At 71.1% G+C, this 19,316-nt stretch carries 16 protein-coding genes; 6 read left to right on the top strand and 10 right to left on the bottom strand.

The window, feature by feature from the left end; genetic code table 11:
- Positions 1-154: 154 nt before the first annotated feature.
- Together ACZ6I3_RS13705 and ACZ6I3_RS13700 are read right to left on the bottom strand one after the other, a co-directional pair.
- Complete coding sequence (locus ACZ6I3_RS13705; protein ID WP_469414414.1) at positions 155-1,165, bottom strand: hypothetical protein; 1,011 nt, start codon at positions 1,163-1,165, stop codon at positions 155-157.
- Positions 1,166-1,332: 167 nt separating this feature from the next.
- A complete protein-coding gene (locus ACZ6I3_RS13700; protein ID WP_469414412.1) occupies positions 1,333-1,494 on the bottom strand; it encodes a hypothetical protein in 162 nt (53 codons plus the stop codon).
- Positions 1,495-1,671: 177 nt separating this feature from the next.
- Between ACZ6I3_RS13700 and ACZ6I3_RS13695 the strand changes: the two genes are divergently transcribed.
- The gene (locus ACZ6I3_RS13695) at positions 1,672-3,426 is read left to right on the top strand and encodes a lysyl oxidase family protein (protein ID WP_469414411.1); all 1,755 of its coding nucleotides are present in this window, start codon (positions 1,672-1,674) and stop codon (positions 3,424-3,426) included.
- A 78-nt stretch (positions 3,427-3,504) separates the two neighbouring features.
- Here the strand turns inward: ACZ6I3_RS13695 and ACZ6I3_RS13690 are convergent, their stop codons facing one another.
- The 5 genes from ACZ6I3_RS13690 to ACZ6I3_RS13670 form a co-directional block, all read right to left on the bottom strand.
- The gene (locus ACZ6I3_RS13690; RefSeq protein WP_469414410.1) at positions 3,505-5,229 is read right to left on the bottom strand and encodes an acyl-CoA dehydrogenase family protein; all 1,725 of its coding nucleotides are present in this window, start codon (positions 5,227-5,229) and stop codon (positions 3,505-3,507) included.
- A 91-nt stretch (positions 5,230-5,320) separates the two neighbouring features.
- Positions 5,321-5,893 (bottom strand): PadR family transcriptional regulator, encoded by a 573-nt coding sequence (locus ACZ6I3_RS13685; protein ID WP_469414408.1) that lies wholly within the window; start codon positions 5,891-5,893, stop codon positions 5,321-5,323.
- A 110-nt stretch (positions 5,894-6,003) separates the two neighbouring features.
- Entirely contained in the window at positions 6,004-7,143 is a 1,140-nt protein-coding gene (locus ACZ6I3_RS13680) for a PP2C family protein-serine/threonine phosphatase (protein ID WP_469414406.1), read from the bottom strand.
- 108 nt (positions 7,144-7,251) lie between these two features.
- Complete coding sequence (locus tag ACZ6I3_RS13675; RefSeq protein ID WP_469414405.1) at positions 7,252-9,039, bottom strand: SpoIIE family protein phosphatase; 1,788 nt, start codon at positions 9,037-9,039, stop codon at positions 7,252-7,254.
- Between the two features lie 51 nt (positions 9,040-9,090).
- The gene (locus ACZ6I3_RS13670) at positions 9,091-9,774 is read right to left on the bottom strand and encodes a class I SAM-dependent DNA methyltransferase (protein WP_469414403.1); all 684 of its coding nucleotides are present in this window, start codon (positions 9,772-9,774) and stop codon (positions 9,091-9,093) included.
- Between the two features lie 221 nt (positions 9,775-9,995).
- Between ACZ6I3_RS13670 and ACZ6I3_RS13665 the strand changes: the two genes are divergently transcribed.
- A complete protein-coding gene (locus ACZ6I3_RS13665) occupies positions 9,996-12,167 on the top strand; it encodes an ATP-binding SpoIIE family protein phosphatase (RefSeq protein ID WP_469414402.1) in 2,172 nt (723 codons plus the stop codon).
- Between the two features lie 80 nt (positions 12,168-12,247).
- Here the strand turns inward: ACZ6I3_RS13665 and ACZ6I3_RS13660 are convergent, their stop codons facing one another.
- A complete protein-coding gene (locus ACZ6I3_RS13660) occupies positions 12,248-13,432 on the bottom strand; it encodes a type III polyketide synthase (RefSeq protein ID WP_469414400.1) in 1,185 nt (394 codons plus the stop codon).
- A 337-nt stretch (positions 13,433-13,769) separates the two neighbouring features.
- On the opposite strand from ACZ6I3_RS13660, the gene ACZ6I3_RS13655 reads away from it, so the two are divergent.
- The 3 genes from ACZ6I3_RS13655 (at position 13,770) to ACZ6I3_RS13645 (ending at position 16,205) form a co-directional block, all read left to right on the top strand.
- Positions 13,770-14,237 (top strand): GNAT family N-acetyltransferase, encoded by a 468-nt coding sequence (locus ACZ6I3_RS13655; protein ID WP_469414399.1) that lies wholly within the window; start codon positions 13,770-13,772, stop codon positions 14,235-14,237.
- Between the two features lie 73 nt (positions 14,238-14,310).
- Positions 14,311-15,276 carry a MerR family transcriptional regulator gene (locus ACZ6I3_RS13650; protein ID WP_469414397.1) on the top strand — a complete coding sequence of 322 codons (966 nt, stop codon included), beginning with the start codon at positions 14,311-14,313 and terminating at the stop codon, positions 15,274-15,276.
- 29 nt (positions 15,277-15,305) lie between these two features.
- Positions 15,306-16,205, top strand: coding sequence for a dihydrodipicolinate synthase family protein (locus ACZ6I3_RS13645; RefSeq protein WP_469414395.1), 900 nt, complete (start codon positions 15,306-15,308; stop codon positions 16,203-16,205).
- 47 nt (positions 16,206-16,252) lie between these two features.
- On the opposite strand, the gene sigJ is transcribed toward ACZ6I3_RS13645, so the two are convergent.
- Complete coding sequence (sigJ, locus tag ACZ6I3_RS13640) at positions 16,253-17,170, bottom strand: RNA polymerase sigma factor SigJ (protein WP_469414394.1); 918 nt, start codon at positions 17,168-17,170, stop codon at positions 16,253-16,255.
- A gap of 100 nt (positions 17,171-17,270) precedes the next feature.
- Between sigJ and ACZ6I3_RS13635 the strand changes: the two genes are divergently transcribed.
- Positions 17,271-17,645, top strand: a complete 375-nt coding sequence (locus tag ACZ6I3_RS13635) for a hypothetical protein (RefSeq protein WP_469414392.1) — start codon at positions 17,271-17,273, stop codon at positions 17,643-17,645.
- Between the two features lie 31 nt (positions 17,646-17,676).
- On the opposite strand, the gene ACZ6I3_RS13630 is transcribed toward ACZ6I3_RS13635, so the two are convergent.
- Positions 17,677-19,293: an MDR family MFS transporter gene (locus tag ACZ6I3_RS13630; RefSeq protein ID WP_469414390.1), complete on the bottom strand. Its 1,617-nt coding sequence runs from the start codon at positions 19,291-19,293 to the stop codon at positions 17,677-17,679.
- Between the last annotated feature and the right edge of the window lie 23 nt (positions 19,294-19,316).

The following is a 19,316-nucleotide window of genomic DNA, read 5'->3' as shown; positions in this document are numbered from 1 at the left end:
ACGTGGGCGCGGTCCGCTTGGACGAGCAGGGGAAGCTGCCGGCCGAAGCCGAGCCGGGCGTCCAACCAACACACTTGTAGAGACGCCTACTTGATGGTCCGGTAGGCCCGGTGGATCGTCTGTTTCAGGGTGTTGCCGGCCGCGTCCGTGAGCGTCACGCGCAGAGAGACCGTGCCGCCTTCGCCGGGTGCCAGGTCCGGCCGTCGTCGTACGAGACGGAGAAGGCCAACGTGCGGGCGGTGCGCGCGGTGGCCGTGCCCTCGAGCGTGAACGGGACAGAGAATCGCGTACCCGCCTTGGCCGTGCTCTCCGTGGACAGCCGGGGCGTGAAGCGGACCACCGACAGCGGGAGCCGCTTCCCGGCCTCACCGGCGACGTGCGCGGAGGTGAAGGTCCACGCGGCGGTGACCCGGGTGCTGACCGAGGACAGCGTGGTGGGGCGGGAGACGTCCGTGGTGAGACGGAACGAGCGCTTGGCAGCGGGGAGTTCGTACGAGACGCCGGTCAGCGGCGTGTCCACGGCGAAGACCCGCGTGCCGTCCGCGTACAGGGTGCTCCTGGCCTTGCTGTAGCTGGAGTCGCCCACATGGCCGGCGCCGTCGGAGAACAGGGGAAGGTGGGCCAGGAGGGTGTCACCGATACGGACCGCGCCGGGACGGTCCTCGCCGTCGGTCAGCGGGCCAGTGAGGTGCGGGCCGAAGACGCCGGTGTTGAAGCGCTCGGTGTACTGCTTGCCCGAGCTGTACGAACGGGGCTTCGCCGTCCACTGGCCGGCGTCCCACACCGTCTCGCCGTCGGCGTCCTTGCCGCCCGTCTGCCAGACGGAGTACCGCCACCTCACGCCCGGCAGGACGTAGTCGGTGAAGCTGCCCGGCAGGGATCGCGAGTCCGAGTGGAGGTCGAACCACGAGCCGCCCGGAGTGATCGGCGCGGCGCCGAGTGACGCCGACTTGCCCTTGACGGCCGCCCCGACAGGGATCGTGACCTTGGCGAACTGCGCGCGCTTCAGGTTCGCGGTGAAGCCCGACAGGTCGCCGGTACGGTTCCAGGCCGGCCGGTAGTTCGTACTGCCGTGCGTCCAGGTGCTGTTGTACTGCGCGAACGCCTCGCCCGCCGGCAGCCGGGCCCCGAACTGGCCGACGCGCAGGTTGCCGAAGCTGCCCATGTCGTACGTGGAGATGCTCCGGTACCCGTCGATGTCGGACAGGGTTCGCTGACCTGCGAGGATGTACGAGTGTCGGCGTCTTCGAGGAACCGCCGCCCCTGCCCTGGCCACCTGGCCTCAGGCGGTGGTGGGGACAGTTGCCACCGCCTGATCGAGTCCGTTCGAGACTACTCCGATGCCGCACGGGGACGCCACGTGCCGTCGAGCGGGATGCCGGCGGCCGCCGCGATGCGGTCGCGTGATTCCAGCAGCCGGGTCCTCAGCGTCGGCAGGTCGATGTGCACGATGAGTGAGGAGTGCCCGCACCGACGGCCGGATCTCGTCACCACGACGGCATTCGGCCAACACTCCACCCCCTTTCCGTCTTTCGGACAACCGCGCAACGGGTCCGTTCCTCTCACAGCGCGGGCGAAGCAAGCGCCTCTCACATGACGGCCCCGGCCCGGACCTCGTGGACGCGCCGTGCCGCCTGCTTCCTTCTCACAGCACCGGAGGACGAGGGAACCATGACCAGAAGACGCACCGCTCGGCTGCGGCGTACGCTGCTCGCCGGCACCACGGCCGTCGCCGTGACGGCCGTTACGGCCGGCATCGTGGCCGCGGCGCAGGAGCCCGCGAAGGCCGCGAAGGGCCCCGAGCTGAGCCTCGTCGCGGCGACCACTTCGGTGACGCTCACCACCTGGAAGGAGGACCCGGGTGTGTACTTGGACCTCGGCACCTACCTCATCGCCGAGAAGACGCCGCTGGAACTCAAGGTGACCCGGAAGTCCTACAAGGACCCGGTGGCCGTCACCCAGACCGTGTACGAGAACGGCAAGGCCAAGGCGAAGAAGCTGCCCACGGGCACCGTGAAGGACTTCTCCGGGCTGCCCGGCTTCACAGAGATCACCTTCACCGACAAGGCCGGCAAGAAGGTCCTCACCCGCAGCGAGAGCTTCTGCCCGAACAACGCCAGCGGCCGGGTGCGGCCCGATGCGCCCTCCACCTCCAAGTATCCGGAGAGCTGCCCCACCAACGCCTTCACCCTCGGCTCCGTGTGGGGCGTCCAGAAGGGCTGGGCGGCCAACACCTACTCGGGCTCCTACACCGACCAGGTCCGGCTGCCGGCCGGTTCGTACACGGCCAAGGTCGGTGTCGCCAAGAAGTACCGCGACCTGTTCGGCATCGCCGACAAAGCGGCCACGGTCAAGGTGACCGTGGTGGAGCGAAGCGAGGACGAAGAGAGCTCCACCAGGGCGGTGCCCCGTTCCGCGAAGGCCGGCGAGCACGCCGGGCACGCGGCCGGTCACCAGGCGCCGACCGCGCACGCCGGTCACGGGCCGGGGCATGCCCCGGGCCCCGCCGAGGCCGCCGCGCCGGTGACGAGCGGCGCGGGTCCCTCGTACAACGTGGGCCACGGTCCGCTGAAGGCCGCGCCGCCGGCCCTGCCGTGGGCGCTGAAGAAGAAGCAGAACTCCGCACTGTCTCAGCAGGCCAAGGACACCGGCGGCCAGACCGACGGCTCGCGTCAGGCGCCCGCTCTCAAACCGCAGTCGAAGCGGCCCACCGGCAAGGCCTCCGTCCCGGACGTCCCCAAGCCGGACCTGCGCTCGCTGCCGGCCTACGGCATCACCATCAGCGACGGCGACAAGGACATCCCGGGCAAGGACTACCTGGCGTTCAGTGCCAACGTCTGGAACGCCGGTCCGGCGCAGCTCGTGGTGGACGGGTTCCGCTCGCCCGGCAAGGCCAAGATGGACGCCTTCCAGTACTTCTACGACGCCAAGGGCAAGCAGGTCGGCTACACACCGACCGGCACCATGGAGTGGGACCCGCGCCCGGGGCACGTGCACTGGCACTTCACCGACTTCGCCAGCTACCGGCTGCTGAAGGCCGACAAGAAGGAGGCCGTGCGCAGCGGCAAGGAAGCGTTCTGCCTGGCCAACACCGACGCGGTCGACTACACGGTGAAGAACGCCAACTGGCACCCGTACAACACGGACCTGGCCACCGCCTGCGGTGAGGAGAACTCGATCTCCGTCCGCGAGGTGCTGGACGTCGGATCCGGTGACACGTACACCCAGGACCTGCCGGGCCAGTCGTTCGACATCACCGGCGTGCCCAACGGCACCTACTACATCCAGGTGCTGGCCAACCCCGAGAAGCGGCTGAAGGAAACCAACCTCGGCAACAACAGTGCCCTGCGGAAGATCGTGCTCGGCGGCGAGCCGGGTAAGCGGACGGTCAAGGTGCCGGCGCACGACCTCGTGAACGCCAACTGACCCCGCCGCGCTGACCCGCGAGGACGTCGACCGGTGGCCGGGCCGAGGCCCGGCCACCGGTGAGGGAGCGGGGCGGTCCTACTGGGCCATCTCGTAGGTGCCGGACAGCGCCTCGACCCGCTGCCAGACTCGCTGCGTGCGCGCCTCGTCGACGACCGGCCGCCGGACCGAGGCCAGTGCCCACTCCTGCTGCTGTTCGGTAGCGGAGTCCTTGCCGTGCAGTTCGACGGCGTGCCCGGAGAAGTCCCGTACGAGGACGGCGAAGAGCTCGTCGAGTACGTCCTCGTCGAGTCCGGTCAGGCCGGCCTGCTCCAGGACGAGCTGCCCGTGCACGACGAGCGCGAAGAGCTGGCCGATCGAGAGGACGAGGTCGAGGTCGCGGCTCTGCTCCGCGTCGGGGGCGGCCGCGGCGACGAACTCGCAGAGCGCGTCGGCCTGTTCGCGCAAGCGGGCGACGTTGGGCAGATGCGCGTACGCCTCGAAGGCGGGGCGCCAGTCGTGGAAGCGCACCGAGCCCAGGCCCCGGGCCGGGCCCTGCCGGAACAGGAAGTCGTCGTCGGCCGCGTCGAGACGGGTCGGCACCCTCGGGTACTCGGCCGGGTCGAGGAGATGGTTGCGCATGAACTTCAGGATGAGCGCGAGGTTGACGTGGACCGTGCCCTCCAGCTTCGGCAGGCCACGGATCTCCACGGCCGCCTGGCTGAAGTAGTTGTCCTTCTCGAATCCCTTGGCGGCGATGACGTCCCACAGCAGGTCGATGACCTTCTCGCCCTCCGTGGTCACCTTCATTTTCGTCATCGGGTTGAAGAGCAGGTAGCGGCGGTCGTCCGGGCCGGCGGAGCGGAAGTAGTCGACAGCACGGTCGCTGAACAGCTTCATGCCGACGAGCCTGACGTAGGCGTCGGTCAGCTCGCGCCGCACGTGCGGGAATGCGGTGACGGGGCGGCCGTACAGAACGCGGTTGCCGGCGTGGGTGACGGCCTCGTACATCGCGTGTTCGCAGATGCCGATCGAGGCGGTGCACAGGTTGAACTTGCCGACGTTGACCGTGTTGAGGGCGGCGTCGAAGGCCGCGCGGCCGGTGTGCAGGACGTCATCGGACGTGACGGGATAGTCCTCCAGGCGGAACTCGCTGACGAACTTCGACGAGTCCACGACGTTCTTGACCAGGTGGTAGGACGGATGACGGCTGTCGGCGGCGAAGAAGACGTAGCCGTCGGGGCCCTCGACGTCGGTACGGCGGCCGAAGACGGAGACGAGTCCGGCGGCGTTGCCGTTGCCGATGTAGTACTTGGAGCCGGTGGCGCGGAAGCCGCCGTCGCCGTCGGGCTCGAGCAGCATGTCGGTGGAGTAGATGTCGGCGCCGTGGGCCTTCTCGGACAGGCCGAACGCGAACACCTCTCCCTGCGAGAGGAGTTCCGCCGCGCGGGCGCGGGCGGCGGCGTTGTCGCTCTGCCAGACCGGGCCGAGGCCGAGGATGGTGACCTGCCAGGCGTACCAGTAGTCCAGGCCGTAGAAGCCGAGGATCTCGTTGAGCGCGGCGATACGGGCGGTGTCCCACCGCTTGTCCGGCTCCTGCTCCCCGGCCGCGGAGGACGGGGTCAGGAAGGTGGCGAACAGGTTCTCCTTCGCGGCGAAGGCGAGGAAGTCACCGAGCCACGCGCGGGTCCGGTAGTCCTCGATCAGCTGCCGCTTCCCGCGCTCCTCGAACCAGTCGACGGTGGCACGCAGCAAGCGGCGTGTCTCGGGGTCGAAGTGCGCGGGGTCGTAGGTGCGCGGGTTGAAGAGCAGTTGGTCAGCCATGGTGAGGACCCCTTTCGGCTGTGGACGGATGGGAATCGAGAGGTATGGCGGCCGGAGCGGAGCAGCAGGTGTGGCCGGTGCGGTGGCGCGGTCAGTGGCCCGGGCCGAACCCGGCCAGCGTGGCGAGCACGTCGTCCAGCCAGCCGATCATCATCCGCTCGTACGCGACGCCGCCGCGCAGTACGACGTGCTGGAGCTCCCGCTCCGCGTCCAGCGGCGCTTCCGGAGCGGCCGCACCGGCTTCGTGCCCCGTGAAGTCCCGCTCCTCGCCCGCCAGATAGTGCGCCAGCCGGTCCCGGTGCGCCTGCCGGTGCCGCTCCACCTCGCGGATCAGGGCGGCCGGGTCGTCGAAGGCGGCACCCCGGATCTTCACCGCCAGGTCGTGGCGGACGCTCTCCGGCTCGATCGGATCGTGCAACCACGACGACAACGCGGCCCGGCCGAGGTCGGCGACGGAGTACTCCTTCTTGTCCGGCCGTCCTTGCTGCGGGACGTCCCGGGCTTCGACCCAGCCGTCGTTCTCCATGCGCTTCAGTACGCGATAGATCTGCTGGTGGGTCGCGGTCCAGAAGTAGCCGATGGACCGTTCGAAACGCCGGGCCAGCTCATAGCCGGATCCCGGCTTCTCCAAGAGCGACACCAGGATCGCGTGTTCGAGCGCCATGACGACGATCGTGCTATGCAACTCGTTGCATAGCAAGTCCCACCCATTTCGGTGCGACGCGGCTCACGCCCGCACCCGCACCCTGCCTCAGGCGGCTGACGGCTCCGTGCTCAGGGGAGGTGCGGGGAGCGGCGCACGGTCAGGACCGCGAAGTCGTCGTGGCGGCTGTCGTGGTCGGTGAATGCGCGGGCGTCTTCGAACAGGGCCCGGGGGAGCTTGGTGGGGGAGACCCCCAGGTGGCTCGCCAGCCGCTCCTCGACCGGGTAGAACGTGCCGTCGGGCGCGCGGGTCTCGGTGAGTCCGTCCGTGCCCAGCAGCAGCGTCGAACCGGCCGGGAAGTCGAACCAGTGCACGGTCGTGGGCTCGGCGGCCAGCCCGGCGAGACCGAGCGGCACACCGGAGTCCAGCGGTGGTGTGGTCACCTCGGCGTCGTGCATCAACCAGGGCGGGACGTGCCCGCAGTTGACGAGCTGCGCCTCGGGGCCGTCGTCGACACCGATGATGAGCGCCGTGACGAACCGTTCGTCGTCGCCGGTCTGTTCGGCGTAGGAGTTGTGGCGGACGACCGCGGTGTCCAGGGCGTCGACGAGAGCCGTGAGCGTGGGCTCGCGGTGCGCCGCCTCGCGGAAGGCGCCGATCACGGCGAACGCCGCGCCCACGGCGGCCAGTCCCTTGCCCTGCACGTCCCCGATCAGTACCCGGGTCCCCCAGGGACAGGCCACGACGTCGTAGATGTCGCCGCCGACGAGACGGTCCTCCTGCACGGGTTCGTAGACACCGTTGACCAGGACGTCGTCGGTGACCAGGGGGAGGGGACGCAGGATGTGCCGCTGCATGGCCGCGGCGGTGGAGCGCAGGCGGAGCATCTCGTCCTCACGCCTGATGCGCCGCTGGCAGGCGTAGACCGAGGTCGTGCCCAGCGCGAGGGTGAACAGCACCAGCAGTGTCCGGTCGAGCCATCCGCCCCCTTCGTCGTGGCGGAGCAGCACGGTGAGGGTGACGACGAGCGTGGCCCACGCGGAGACGAACCTCGTCTGCCGGACCGTGCACAGGGCCGACGCCGTGCCCGGCAGGAAGACCAGCAGCCCGAGGAGCCACACCGGGGACCGGGACAGGGCGCCGAGAAGCTCGACCAGGACCGTCACCGCCAGCACGCCGACGACCAGCTCGGCGTTCCCCGGTGGCTCGATGGCCTGCGGGGCGTGAGCAGGCCTTCTCCGGCGGGCGCGGAGGAGGTGGGTACCGGTCATGGGGACTCCCGGAAAGGTGCTGCTCTCTCTGTTCTACAGCCCGTGGGGCACACCGGCCTTTCGTACCGGCCGGTGCCGGCAGGGCGGGCCACCCGCACCCATCCCCTGTCATTCCCGGCCGGGCAGCGCCTGCTCGAACCAGACGACCTTGCCCGTGCTCACCCTGGTCGCCCCCCAGCGCTCCGCGAGCTGGTCGACCAGGAACAGTCCCCGGCCGCCCTCGTCATTCAGCCTGGCGTGCCGCATCCTCGGCACCTGCGGCGAGTCGTCGCCCACCTCGCAGCGGAGTACGTCCGTGCGGAGCAGGCGCAGGGTGATCGGCCGGGACGCGAAGCGTACGGCGTTCGCCACCACCTCGCTGACCAGCAGTTCGGCCGGTTCCACCATCGCGTCAAGGCCCCAGTGGCGCAGTGTCCTTCGCGTCAGCCGGCGTGCCTGCCTCGCGGTCTGCGGCCGTGGAGCCATGTACCAGTACGCCACCGTCTCGGGCAGGATGCCCTCGAACCGGGCCGCGAGCAGCGCGATGTCGTCGTCCCGGTCGCGCGTGCCCAGCGTGCCGAGTGCCTGGTCGCACAGCGTTTCCAGCGCCGGGGGTTCCGAACCCGCGGTGGCAGCGCGCAGGTGTGCGCACAACCGCGCCACCCCGGACAGCACGTCCGAGTCGCGGGACTCGACGAGCCCGTCGGTGTACAGCAGCAGAGTCGCTCCGGACGGCGCGTGCATCTCGGTGCACTCGAAGACGCCGCTGCCGACGCCGATCGGCGCCCCGGGCGGGATCGGCAGTACCTCCTGCCGGCCGTCCGTGTGGAGGAGCACCGGGGGTGGGTGACCGGCGTTGGCGACCAGCAGCCGATGCAGTACGGGGTCGTACATCGCGTACAGACAGGTCGCCATGTGCTCGCTGCCCAGCCGCTCCGCCTGCTCGTCGAGGTGGTGCAGGACCTCGTCGGGAGGAAGGTCGAGCCCGGCCAGGGTCTGCACGATGGTGCGCAGCTGGCCCATGATGGCGGCCGACGTCATGGAATGGCCCATGACGTCGCCGATCACCAGCGCGACACGGTTGCCGGGCAGGGGGATCGCGTCGTACCAGTCGCCGCCCACCTGGGAGGCCCGTGAGGCGGGCAGGTATCGGCTGGCCAGCCGGACTCCGGTCGGCTGGGGCAGTGCCGGCGGGAGCATCGTGCGCTGCAGTGCGGCGGCCACCGATGTCTCGCGGAGGTAGAGCGCGGCCTTGTCGACGCCGAGTGCGGTGTGGGTGGCGAGCTGGGAGGCGACGAGCAGGTCGTCTTCGGTGAAGGCGGGCCGGTCGGGGCGGCGGACGAGGACGACGCTGCCCATGACGTGACGGCGGCCGTGCAGCGGGGCGATGATCAGCCGCGGTCCGGGGCGCGCCGCTCCGGGAACACTCACCGGTCCCAGCAGCTCGGTCAGGGCGGGAGCGACCTCTGGGGCGTCCCCCGACACGGGCCGCCCGGCTTGCAGCAGCTCGGCCAGCCGGCCGTCGGCGGCCGGGCGTATGACCTCCGGCGGTCGTACGTCCGCCGCGTTCTCCGGAGGGAGAGGGGGCCCGTGGGCGGGCGGATCCCTCGGCGGCGCCCGGTCCGTGCTGTGCAGCCGCAGGACGGCGGGGGCACCAGGGCCTTCGTCCCCGACCGGCAACGGATCGGACAGGTGGACGAAGGCCGTGTCGGCGAAGGCGGGCACGGCCGCCCGGCACAGTTCGTGCAACGTCTCGTCGAGATCGATGCCGCGGGCGATCCGGCGCGTCGCCTCGTCGAGGTAGCGGAGCCGGTCGGTCTGCGGTCCGCGGCGCCGTGGCCGACGCGGGGGAGTGACATGCTCGTTCGCCCTGGCCTCCCCACCGGGGTGTTCATGAGCTCCCAGGTGCTTGGTCACAGTGTCGCTTCCGTCGGGGTGGGCCTGCCTGTGCGGGCGGAGAGGGAGCCGTCAGCCGAGCCGCCTGCAGCGCAGGAAGATCTGCACCTCGGGCGGCACGTCGGCGCTCGCGGGTGCGTAGGTGTAGGAGGCCTCCTCGACGATCTCGAAGCCGGTCGCCTCGACGATCTCCCTCAGCTCGTCCCGCAGGTACCCGGACACCCGGATGGTCTTTCCGAGGAACGGGATCGAGAAGTCGTCCACGTCGGCCTCCACCATCGACAGCACGAACATGCCGTCCGGCACCAGGAGACGGTGTACGGTCCGCAGCGCGAGGGGGATCTCGGCGCGCGGCAGCATGAGCAGGGAGAAGAAGGCGGCCACCGCGTCGAACCGGCCGAGGTCGCAGGGTCCTCCCGGCCGCAGATCAGCGATGTCCACCTGGTGGAAGGTGCCGTCGGGCACGTGCTCGCGGGCAAGGGCGACCATTCCGCCCGACAGGTCGACGCCGACGACCTCGAAGCCCGCCTCCGCCAGTTGCCGGGCGGTCGGGAGCCCGGTGCCGCATCCCAGGTCCAGCACACGGGACCCGGCCGGCAGGGAGTTCACGAGCCACTCGGCGGCCGCGACCTGCCCTTCCTTGTGCGGGAAGGCCTCGTCGTAGTGGACGCCGATGGCGTCGAAGGCCTCGGCCTGGCCGGTGCGGTCAGGCACTGCGTCCTCGTAGCCCAGTTTGCCGGGAGGGCTGCTGCTCACAAGCGTTCCCCCTTGCCCGTCCCGCGTAATTTTTCCATACATCCTCCCCCGTGGGGTCCGGTCGGCACCCCTCATGCGCTCGGTATCCCTTGCGCGGCGGCGAAGCGGCGCCGGGTGTTATTGAATGAAGTGTGCGGTCAGGAATCTCGGGGCCCTGTCGCCCGGGTTCTGGTACGGCCCCGGCGCTGTGCCGGGGTTGGCGAGCGAGCTGAGAGAGCCGCATGGACTCCACCCCCTCCCCTTCGTCCGCGTCGCCGTTCGACATGGTCAGCGGCGCTTTGGGGCGGTACATGCCACGTGGCGGGCCGGCAGCGGCCGCCGGTTCGGCCGGTCCGCAGGGCGACAGTGCCGCCCGCCGGCGCGTGCACGCCGATCCGCCCTCCGGCCGGCAGGAGCAGATCCTCGGTGCGGTCAACCTGGACCGGGATCTGAGAATCACCCGCTGCAATCTGGACGCCCCCGTGTTCGCCGGGGTGGAGGCCGTGACCGGGGGCTCCTTCGTCGATCTTCTGCCGCCCTGGGACGTACCGACGGTCACCCGGCGGTTGCGGCAGGTCCTCGAGACCGGCGAGCCGCACGTCGCCCGGGTCCAGCGCCTGCGGCGCGGTGACGGGTCGGAGCTGGTGGTCTCGATGAGCATCCTGGCCGCCGCGGTGCCTCAGGAGGGCCTGACCGTCTCCCTGATCGCCATGGCCAGGAGGCTGCACCTGTACGCCGCCGAGACCGCGATCGGCACCTCGCTGGACATCGGCGAGACCGCCCAGTCGCTGGCGGAGTCGCTGCTGGCCTGGGGAGACGTGGCCGCCATCGACCTCGACCTCGCCGTGTGGACGGGCGAGGTGGTCACCGAGCAGCCGCAGCGTCGCATCCGGCTGCGGCGGGCGGCCCTGGTGCCGGACCGGGTGTGGCCCGACGGCTACGTGACGCCGGGCGACGATCTTCCCGGCGATGCGAGCCGCTTGCTGTCACAGGCGATACGGAGTGACGATGCCGCGCAGGCCATCGTCATGTCCGACCGGGCGGCGATCGAGCGGGTCCTCGGCAGTCCGCGGCTGGTACGTGCCCTGGTGCCTGGTGACCGGGCGGCGGGTGTGGCGTACATACCGCTGGTCCTGGACGGCGCGCCGCCCGTCGTACTGGGTGTGGCGGAGGTCTGGCGGCGGGAGGACCGCCCCTTCCACGACAGCGAGCTGCTCGACCTCCAGGAGCTGGTGGCCAGGACCTCCCACCACGTCGACCTGGCCCGTCAGCACCAGCGCGAGCACACGCAGGTGCTGGCGTTGCAGCGCCGGCTGCTGCCACGGTCCGGGGGCGACACCATCGAGACCGCCAGCGTCTACCAGCCCGCCACCCCCGACAGCGCGGGCGTCGGCGGTGACTGGGTGAACAGTTTCCCGCTGCCGGACGGCCGTACGGCGCTGGTGGTCGGGGACGTCGTCGGGCACGGTCTGGGAGCCGCGGCGACCATGGGACAGCTGAGCATGGAGGCCCGCGCGCTGCTGTCCGCGGGGCTGGCGCCCAACGAGGTGCTGGAGCACCTGGACGAGACCGTGACGCTGCTGGACGACACGGAGTCCGGGCTGGCGGCCGGCTACAGCGCCCTCGGATCGACCTGCTGCATAGCCGTCTACGACCCGGTCAGCCACCATGTGGCGCTGTCCAGCGCCGGCCACCTCCCTCCGGTCCTGGTGCCGCCGGAGGGCCCCGCCGGCCCTGTCGCGGTAAGCCCTCACCCGGGGCTGGGCGCCGAGTTCGCGCTGCGGGAGCCGTTCGGCGTGCACGCGTTCGCCGTACCCCCGGGCTCGCTGCTCGCCCTCTACACCGACGGCCTGGTGGAGGATCCCGCCCTCTCGATCGACGAGGGCATCGACAGGCTGGCCGACGCTGTGTCCACGGTGCACCCCTGGGATGTCCTGCAACAGGCCGCGCGGCGCGTGGTCTCCGATCTGGCGCCCGTGCGGCGGCGCGACGACGTGACCCTGCTGCTCGCGCGCATGATCGGCTACCGCAAGGGGGACACCGCGACCTGGCGTCTGCCCGCCCGCGGCGACGCGGCCGCCCGGGCCCGCACGCTGGTCTCCGCGCTGCTCGCGCGATGGCGCGTCAGAGCCGACACCCGGGACAGCGTGCTGCTGGTGGTGAGCGAGCTGGTCGACAACGCGGTCCGCTTCGCCGACGGGCCCATCACGATACGGCTGATCAGGGCCGGTCACGGGCTGCTGTGCGAGGTGGGCGACACGGGTAACGGCAGGCCCCGGCTGGGCCGGGGCGGGCTCCTCGACGACGGTGGTCGTGGGCTGCACGTCGTGCACGGACTCACCACCCGGTGGGGGGTGCGGTGGACGGACACCGGCAAGGTGGTCTGGGCGTCGGTGGCGTCAGTCGCGCGGTGACGCGGCCGCCGGGTGGGCCGGGCGGCGTCACCGTCGGTACGGCCGGGGCCAGTGGTACGGGTGTGGCGCGAGTTCGCGCGCTACAGCCACTCCCCTTGCAGAGCCGTGGCCGTGAGACCCGGGGCCGCCGCGTACAGGACGGCGCGGCTGCCCGGCTCCTGCCCGGCGTCGTGCGCCCTGCGCAGGATGTCGAACACGGCGGCGCCTCCGCGGTTGCCGCTGGTGTAGCTGTCCCGGCTGTAGTCCAGCAGTCCCGACGGCCACCCGTCGGGCATCGTCTGCTCCATGTACTCCAGCACGCGCGTCCCGCCGGGGTGCGCGAGCAGAACGTCGGGGTGCCAGGAGTCGGGGTCGTCCTGGTAGCGCACGCGCAACCACTCCCACATCGCGGTGACCGTCTCCTGTACGGCGCGCGGCCCGCGCCGGTCCATCACGAAGTGGGTGCCGTCCTCCCGTGTCTCCAGGCGGTGCAGGTCCTGGGTGCCGGGCAGGGTGTGGTGCCAGGCGGCGTCCAGCCGCAGCACCGACTCGGGCCTCGGGCGCCCCGTGACCACCGCGGCGACCGCGGTGTCCGCGAACAGCAACCGGACGATCAAGGACTCGAGAGAGTCGTCCGCGGGCTGGTAGGTCGTGCTCAGCGCCTCCGCGATCACGACCAGGACCACCCGGTCGGGGTCCGCGGCCACGAGATCCGCCGCCAGCGCCAGGGAACGGGTTCCGGCGACGCAGGCCCACTGCGTGGCCGGCAGCAGCATCACGTCGCCCCGGAGCGGGAGCTCGTTGGCCAGGGCGACGTCCAGCCCCGGCAGCGCCGGGGTGGTGGAGTGGCTGGTGATCAGGCAGTCGACGTCGGAGGCGTCGAGCCCGGCGATCTGCAGGGCCCCGCGCGCCGCGCGCTCCCCGCAGGACCGCACGGCCGCCCAGGCCGGTGCCGTGCGCTCCTGGACGGTCTGCGGCGCGGGTATCGCCTCAAGGGCGGCGATCACACGGTCCACGTCCTGTTCGGTGAAGCCGTCGCCGGCCAGGGCCTCCCGGGCCGGGGCGATGCCGGCGGTGGGCAGGGCGCTCCCGTGGCCCGGCGCGACGGCGGTCTCCAGCGGCAGCATCCACCCGCGGGATTCGATGCCCGTACTGGCCGCGATGGCGTCGATCCGCGGCGCCCACGGCGCGTGCGGGTGCCGGTCGCGCACTTCCGCCACGATCTGGCTGGTCTTCACGGTGTGCTCGCCGTGTATCACGGCAGGCGGGCACAGGTATGCGGCCATGGCTGGCACCTTTCTCGGGGGAACGAGGCAGAACATCACGAAGGCTGTGTCGTGGATCACTTGGGCACGGCGCATCCAAGTCCATGGCGGTGCGCTCTACTTCGCGCTTCTGTGTCCGCCTCGAGAATGGACGCTAAAGGGACATTTGCGCTGTGATCTGGGCAACTTAGGTGGTTTTTGGCATGCGTGACACGGCACACACCGCGCAGAGGAAAACAGTTGGACACGTCCTGGGCTGTCCATGACTATTCGCGCTGTGACAGACAAAGCCGAAGGTCAAACCACAGTCCCCACGAGCACGAAGTCCGTGCGTTTTGTCGAGCTGTCGAGTACGGCCATGAACGCGTTGCTGAAGGACGACCTGGCTCGAGCGAGTGCCGAAGCAGGTGTCGCTCTCCCCGAGTACTTCGTCACCGACCGGGCGAAGTGGGTGTGGCGGTATCGCGTCAATCAGCTGACCTCGGACCCGGGTTGCGCGGGGTGGCTCACACAGGTCGTGGTGGCCGAGCCGGAGGCTGTCGTCGTGGGGTATGCCGGGTTCCACGGGCCGCCGGACGATGCGGGCATGGTGGAACTCGGCTACTCGGTGGTCCCCGTCCACCGTCGGCAGGGCTACGCCCGGGCGATTCTGGCCGCGTTGGTGCGGCGGGCCGCCGCCGAAGCCCGGGTCAGGATCGTGCGGGCGACGATCAGTCCCGACAACGCCGCATCCCTGGCCACGATTTCGGGGTTCGGCTTCGTGGAGGTCGGAGAGCAATGGGACGAGGAAGACGGCCTCGAACTCATCTTTGAGGTTCCTGCCTGATCACCGGGCAGCCGCCTCGCTTGGCCTTGCCCTCCGGGGCAGGGTTTAGCGTGCGAGCAGCGAGGTGAGCGAGATGATGATCGGTGAGCTCGCACGTCGGGCCGACGTGACGACGAAAGCAGTGCGGTACTACGAGTCCCTGGGGCTGATCACGCCCGGGCGTCTGGGCAACGGCTATCGGGACTACTCGGAGGACGACGTACATCTCGTACGGGAGATCAGGGCCCTGCACCGGCTGGGCATCCCGGTCGAGGGCACCCGTCCCTTCCTGGAGTGCCTGGCCGCCGGGAGCCCGTACGCCGACGGCTGCCCCGCCTCGCTCGCCGCCTACCGGGCGGCCATCGACGAGCTCTCCGAGCGGATCGAGGCGCTGAGCGCCCGACGTGCGACCCTGATCACCAACCTGCAGACCGCGGCCCACCGGGGCAGCGGTGCCGCGCCGCCCGAGGCCGCCGGAACACCGGGCGGGCACTACCTGACCCTGCCCGCGGAGCTGCCCGTCCCCGAGGACGACGGTGCCGCCGCCCACCTGCCCGGCACGAGAATGCCACCCCTGGCGCTGCCGAACACCGCGGGCCGGACGATCCGGCTGGACGCGCTCGGGCCCCGGCGCACGGTGATCTACGTCTACCCCCTCACCGGACGCCCCGGCACCGACCTGCCGGAAGGCTGGAACTCCATCCCCGGTGCCCGCGGCTGCACCCCCGAGGCGTGCGGCTTCCGGGACCACTTCCAGGACCTCATGGAAGCCGGCGCCGGCCGCGTCCACGGGCTGTCCAGCCAGGACACCGACTACCAGAACGAGGTCGTGGAGCGGCTCGGCCTGCCCTTCGACATGCTCTCCGACCCCGCTCTCGGTCTCGCCGACACCCTCGGGCTGCCCACCTTCGAGGCCGACGGGACGAGACTGTTCAAACGACTGACACTCGTCGTCCGCGACAGCGTGATCGAGCACGCCTTCTACCCGGTCTTCCCGCCGAACGAGCACGCCCGGCAGGTCCTGGCCTGGCTGCGCGAGAACCCTCCGCCCACGACGTGACGAACCACCCCACACCGAGGAGTCCTGCCATGTTCCGCGGCCTCAGCGCCTTCCCCCTCACGCCCACGACGGAAGAGGGCATCGACGAGCGGGCGTTCAGCGCCCTCGTCTCCCGCCTCGCCGCCGCGGGCGTCGACTCCATCGGCGCCCTCGGCTCCACCGGCGGCTACGCCTATCTCGACCGCGAGCAGCGCGCCCGCGTGGCGAGGCTCGCGGTCGAAGCCGCCGACGGTGTCCCGGTCATGGCCGGCATCGGGGCACTGCGCACCGCGCAGGTACTCGCCGTCGCCGAGGACGCGCAGAAGGCGGGCGTGTCCGCGGTCCTGCTCGCCCCGATGACGTATCAGTCCCTCACCGACGACGAGGTGTTCGGCCTGTACGAGAGCGTCACCCGTGAGCTGTCGGTGCCGCTGTGCGTGTACGACAACCCCGGCACCACCCATGTCCACTTCACCGACGAACTCCACGGCCGTATCGCCGAGTTGCCGAACGTGGCCGCGGTCAAGATTCCGCCGGTGCCCGACGACCGGGAGGCCGCGCGACAGCGCGTCGCGGCGTTGCGGGCGCTGCTCCCCGACACGGTCGGCGTCGGTGTGAGCGGCGACTGGACGGCGGCCACCGGACTGAACGCCGGATGCGACGCCTGGTACTCGGTCATCGGCGGTCTGTTCCCCGCCACCGCCCTCGCCCTCACCCGGGCCGCCCAGGCCGGCGACGCGGCCGGCGCTACGGCTCACTCCGAGCGGCTGGAGCCCCTCTGGGAGTTCATCCGCCAGTACGGCGGCCTGCGTGTGATGTCGGCGGCCGCCACGCAACTGGGCCTCGCCGCCGAGCCGAATCTCCCCCTGCCCCTGCGGGGCCTGCCCTCCGACGCCCGACGCCGGCTGGCCACCGTCCTGGAGAACCTCGACCTGGGAACGAGCGCGTGACCTGCCTGCGCGAGCTTGGCGCGTGTCGCGGCCCGGACGCGGGACGGCTAGTCCTCCCGCGCCCACGGCTGTAGCTTCTCCGGGTTGCGGATCGCCCAGATCCTGGTGACGCGGCCGTCGGAGACGTCGAAGGCCGCTACGGTCATGACGACGCCGGCGCGCCGGGCCACCAGGCCGGGTACACCGTTGACGGACCGCTCCAGGAGCTCGAGGCCGGGAGCCTTGTCGGCGATGGCGACCATGTACTGGGCGATGCGTGCGCCGCCCTCGACCGGGCGCAGGGCGGTGCCGACCAGGCCGCCGCCGTCGGCGGTCATCACGGCGGCCGGGTCGAGGAGTCCGACGAGGGCCGCGATGTCCTTCGTCTCCCATGCCTCTTTGACGTGCCGCACCACGTCGGCCCGGCCGGTCGCCGTCACCGGAGCGCGCGTGTCGCTCACCCGCCGGCGGGCGGAGGCCGCGAGCTGCTTGCAGGCGGCAGGGGTACGGCCGAGCACGCCGGCGATCTCGGCGAACGGGTACCGGAAGACGTCGTGCAGGACGAACGCCACCCGCTCGGCGGGCGTCATCGCCTCCAGGACGACGAGGAAGGCCATGGTCACCGACTCGTCCAGGACGATCTGGTCGGCCGGGTCCGCGGGGCCGGTGGCGTCGGCGCCGCCCGCCCGGCCCCACTCGGTGCGGTCGGGCAGCGGCTCGGGAAGCCACGCGCCGACATAGCGTTCACGGCGCGCCCGTGCCGAGCCGAGCAGGTCCAGACAGATGCGGCCGGTCACCGTCGTCAGCCAGGCGCCGGGGGACAGGATCTCCTCCTGCCGGCTTCGGGACAGCCCGTACCAGCGCGCGTAGGCGTCCTGTACGGCGTCCTCCGCCTCGGTCACCGAACCGAGCAACCGGTAAGCGACGTTGACCAGTTGGCGTCGTTCGCCGGCTATCTCGTCCGTCCTGGTCCCGGCGGTCCCCATGCTTCCACGCCCCCTCGCCTTACCTTTCGCGGGCCCGCGTCGTCGGGCTGGTGAGACCTTATCGATCTACCGCCCGACGGCGGGAAAAGGGGACTGTGACATGGCCACTCAGGTGACGGCGTCGGCGAACGCACAGCGCACTTCCTCGTTCCTGCGGATCGCGATCGCCCTGCAGACCCTGACCATCTTCCTCCAGGCGGTCTCGGCCGGACTGCTGCTGACCTCGTCCTACGGGGCGATGCTGCACGATGTCGGAGCCCGGGTGATGTACGGGGCGTCGATGCTGTACCTGCTCGCGGCGGTGCTGGCGTGGAAGCCGGGCGGCGGCTCGCCCCGGCCCGTCCGGCACGCCACGGGTTTCCTCGTACTCGCCTCGGCCCAGGTCGTGCTCGGCATCGCGCACGTCCCGTCGGTCCATCTCCCCCTGGGCGTCCTGATGTTCGGTCTGAGCGTGCTGGCACTGGCCCGGCGCTGAGGTCCGACGCGGGGCGGCACCCGGTCACCGGCTACTCGTCCGACAGCGTGAGGTCGGGGACCCGCCAGGCCGCGATCACGAAGGCGGCCAGGGACACCGCTGCGCCCGTCAGGAAGACGATGCGCATCGAGGCCACGTAGCCCTCCAGGAACGGCAGGGTCACGCTCGGGTCGAGGGCGCGCAGGAACGCGGAGTCCTCCAGGTCGACGCCCCCGTCGGGGCGGAGTACTCCCGTCAGGGCGTGCGCGTTGTCGGGCTGGGCCAGCAGCCGGCGGTAGCCCGGGTCCTGGCGGGCCTCGGCCAGCCGGTCGGCGATGCTTCCGGCCGCCGTGGTGAACAGGACCGACAGGAACGCCGCGGTGCCGACCGTGCCGCCGTTGGAGCGGAAGAAGTTGACCGACGCCGTCGCCGCACCCATGTCCGCACGGGGCACCTCGCACTGCGCCAGCGTGGTGAGCGTCTGCATCGACGCGCCGAGCCCGGCGCCCATCAGGGCCATGCCGAGCGCCGGATGCCACAGCGGGCTGTCCGCCCGCAGTGTGGCGAAGACGAGCATCGCCGCGGTGAACGAGCCGACACCGGCGACGAGATGGACCTTGAACCGGCCGGTCCGGGCGATCGTCCGGCCCGTCAGCATCGTCACCGCGAGGTTCGCGACGACCGTGGGCAGGGTGGCCAGGCCCGCCTCGATGGGGCTCATGCCGCGTACGAGCTGCAGGTAGAGAGGCAGCGTCGTCATCGCGCCGAACATGCCGATGCCGACGACGAAATGCAGCCCGACGCCCAGCCGGAAGGTCCGGATGCGGAACAGGTGCGGCGGCAGCAGCGCGGCGTCGCCCGACCGCCGCTCGACGACCAGGAACACGGCCAGCCCCGCCACCCCGATCGCGTACATCGACAGGGCCAGGGGAGAGCCCCACCCCCAGGTACGGCCCTGTTCCGCGACGGTCAGCAGCGGCACGACGCCCACGGCCAGGGCGAGCGCCCCGGCGTAGTCGAGCCGGTGCCGCACCCGCCGGTGCGGGAAGCGCAGCACCCGCATGATCGTCACCGCGGCCGCGGCGGCGAGCGGCACGTTGATCAGGAAGATCCAGCGCCAGCCGGCGATGCCGAGCAGCTCGGCCCGGTCCGCGAACGCACCGCCCACCAGCGGTCCGACGATGCTGGCGCCACCGAACACGGCCATGAAATAGCCCTGGTAGCGGCCCCTCTCCCGCGGGGAGGTAATGTCGGCGATGATCGTCATCGCCAGCGACATCAACCCGCCGCCACCGAGCCCCTGAACAGCACGGAACGCCGCGAGTTCGTAGATCGACGTGGCACATCCGCACAGCAGTGAGCCGACCGTGAACAGGGCGATCGCGGCGAGGTAGACGGGCCTGCGGCCGTGGATGTCGGAGAGCTTGCCGTAGAGCGGCGTCGCGAGGGTGGCGGTGATGAGATACGCGGTCGTCACCCACGCCTGGGCCGTCAGCCCGTGCAGGTCGTCGGCGATGGTCCGCAGCGCGGACGAGACCACCGTCTGGTCCAGCGCCCCCAGGAACATGCCGAGGACCAGCCCGGACATGACGGTGGTGATCTGCCGGTGACTGAGCCGCGGGGGTATGTCCCCGGACGCGCCCTGTTCTTGGGTGTCGGAGAAGGTCACGTGTCGTCCTTGGGATGGGGGCG

It is taken from the genome of Streptomyces sp. NPDC041940, from assembly GCF_055589465.1.
This window is presented reverse-complemented; position numbering and strand designations above follow the sequence as displayed.

Coding starts and splice junctions, on each gene's coding strand:
- ACZ6I3_RS13705 (WP_469414414.1), bottom strand. CDS start 1,165: ATGGGCAGCTTCGGCAACCTGCGCGTCGGCCAGTTCGGGGCCCGGCTG.
- ACZ6I3_RS13695 (WP_469414411.1), top strand. CDS start 1,672: ATGACCAGAAGACGCACCGCTCGGCTGCGGCGTACGCTGCTCGCCGGC.
- ACZ6I3_RS13690 (WP_469414410.1), bottom strand. CDS start 5,229: ATGGCTGACCAACTGCTCTTCAACCCGCGCACCTACGACCCCGCGCAC.
- ACZ6I3_RS13685 (WP_469414408.1), bottom strand. CDS start 5,893: ATGGCGCTCGAACACGCGATCCTGGTGTCGCTCTTGGAGAAGCCGGGA.
- ACZ6I3_RS13680 (WP_469414406.1), bottom strand. CDS start 7,143: ATGACCGGTACCCACCTCCTCCGCGCCCGCCGGAGAAGGCCTGCTCAC.
- ACZ6I3_RS13665 (WP_469414402.1), top strand. CDS start 9,996: ATGGACTCCACCCCCTCCCCTTCGTCCGCGTCGCCGTTCGACATGGTC.
- ACZ6I3_RS13660 (WP_469414400.1), bottom strand. CDS start 13,432: ATGGCCGCATACCTGTGCCCGCCTGCCGTGATACACGGCGAGCACACC.
- ACZ6I3_RS13655 (WP_469414399.1), top strand. CDS start 13,770: ATGAACGCGTTGCTGAAGGACGACCTGGCTCGAGCGAGTGCCGAAGCA.
- ACZ6I3_RS13650 (WP_469414397.1), top strand. CDS start 14,311: ATGATGATCGGTGAGCTCGCACGTCGGGCCGACGTGACGACGAAAGCA.
- ACZ6I3_RS13645 (WP_469414395.1), top strand. CDS start 15,306: ATGTTCCGCGGCCTCAGCGCCTTCCCCCTCACGCCCACGACGGAAGAG.
- sigJ (WP_469414394.1), bottom strand. CDS start 17,170: ATGGGGACCGCCGGGACCAGGACGGACGAGATAGCCGGCGAACGACGC.
- ACZ6I3_RS13635 (WP_469414392.1), top strand. CDS start 17,271: ATGGCCACTCAGGTGACGGCGTCGGCGAACGCACAGCGCACTTCCTCG.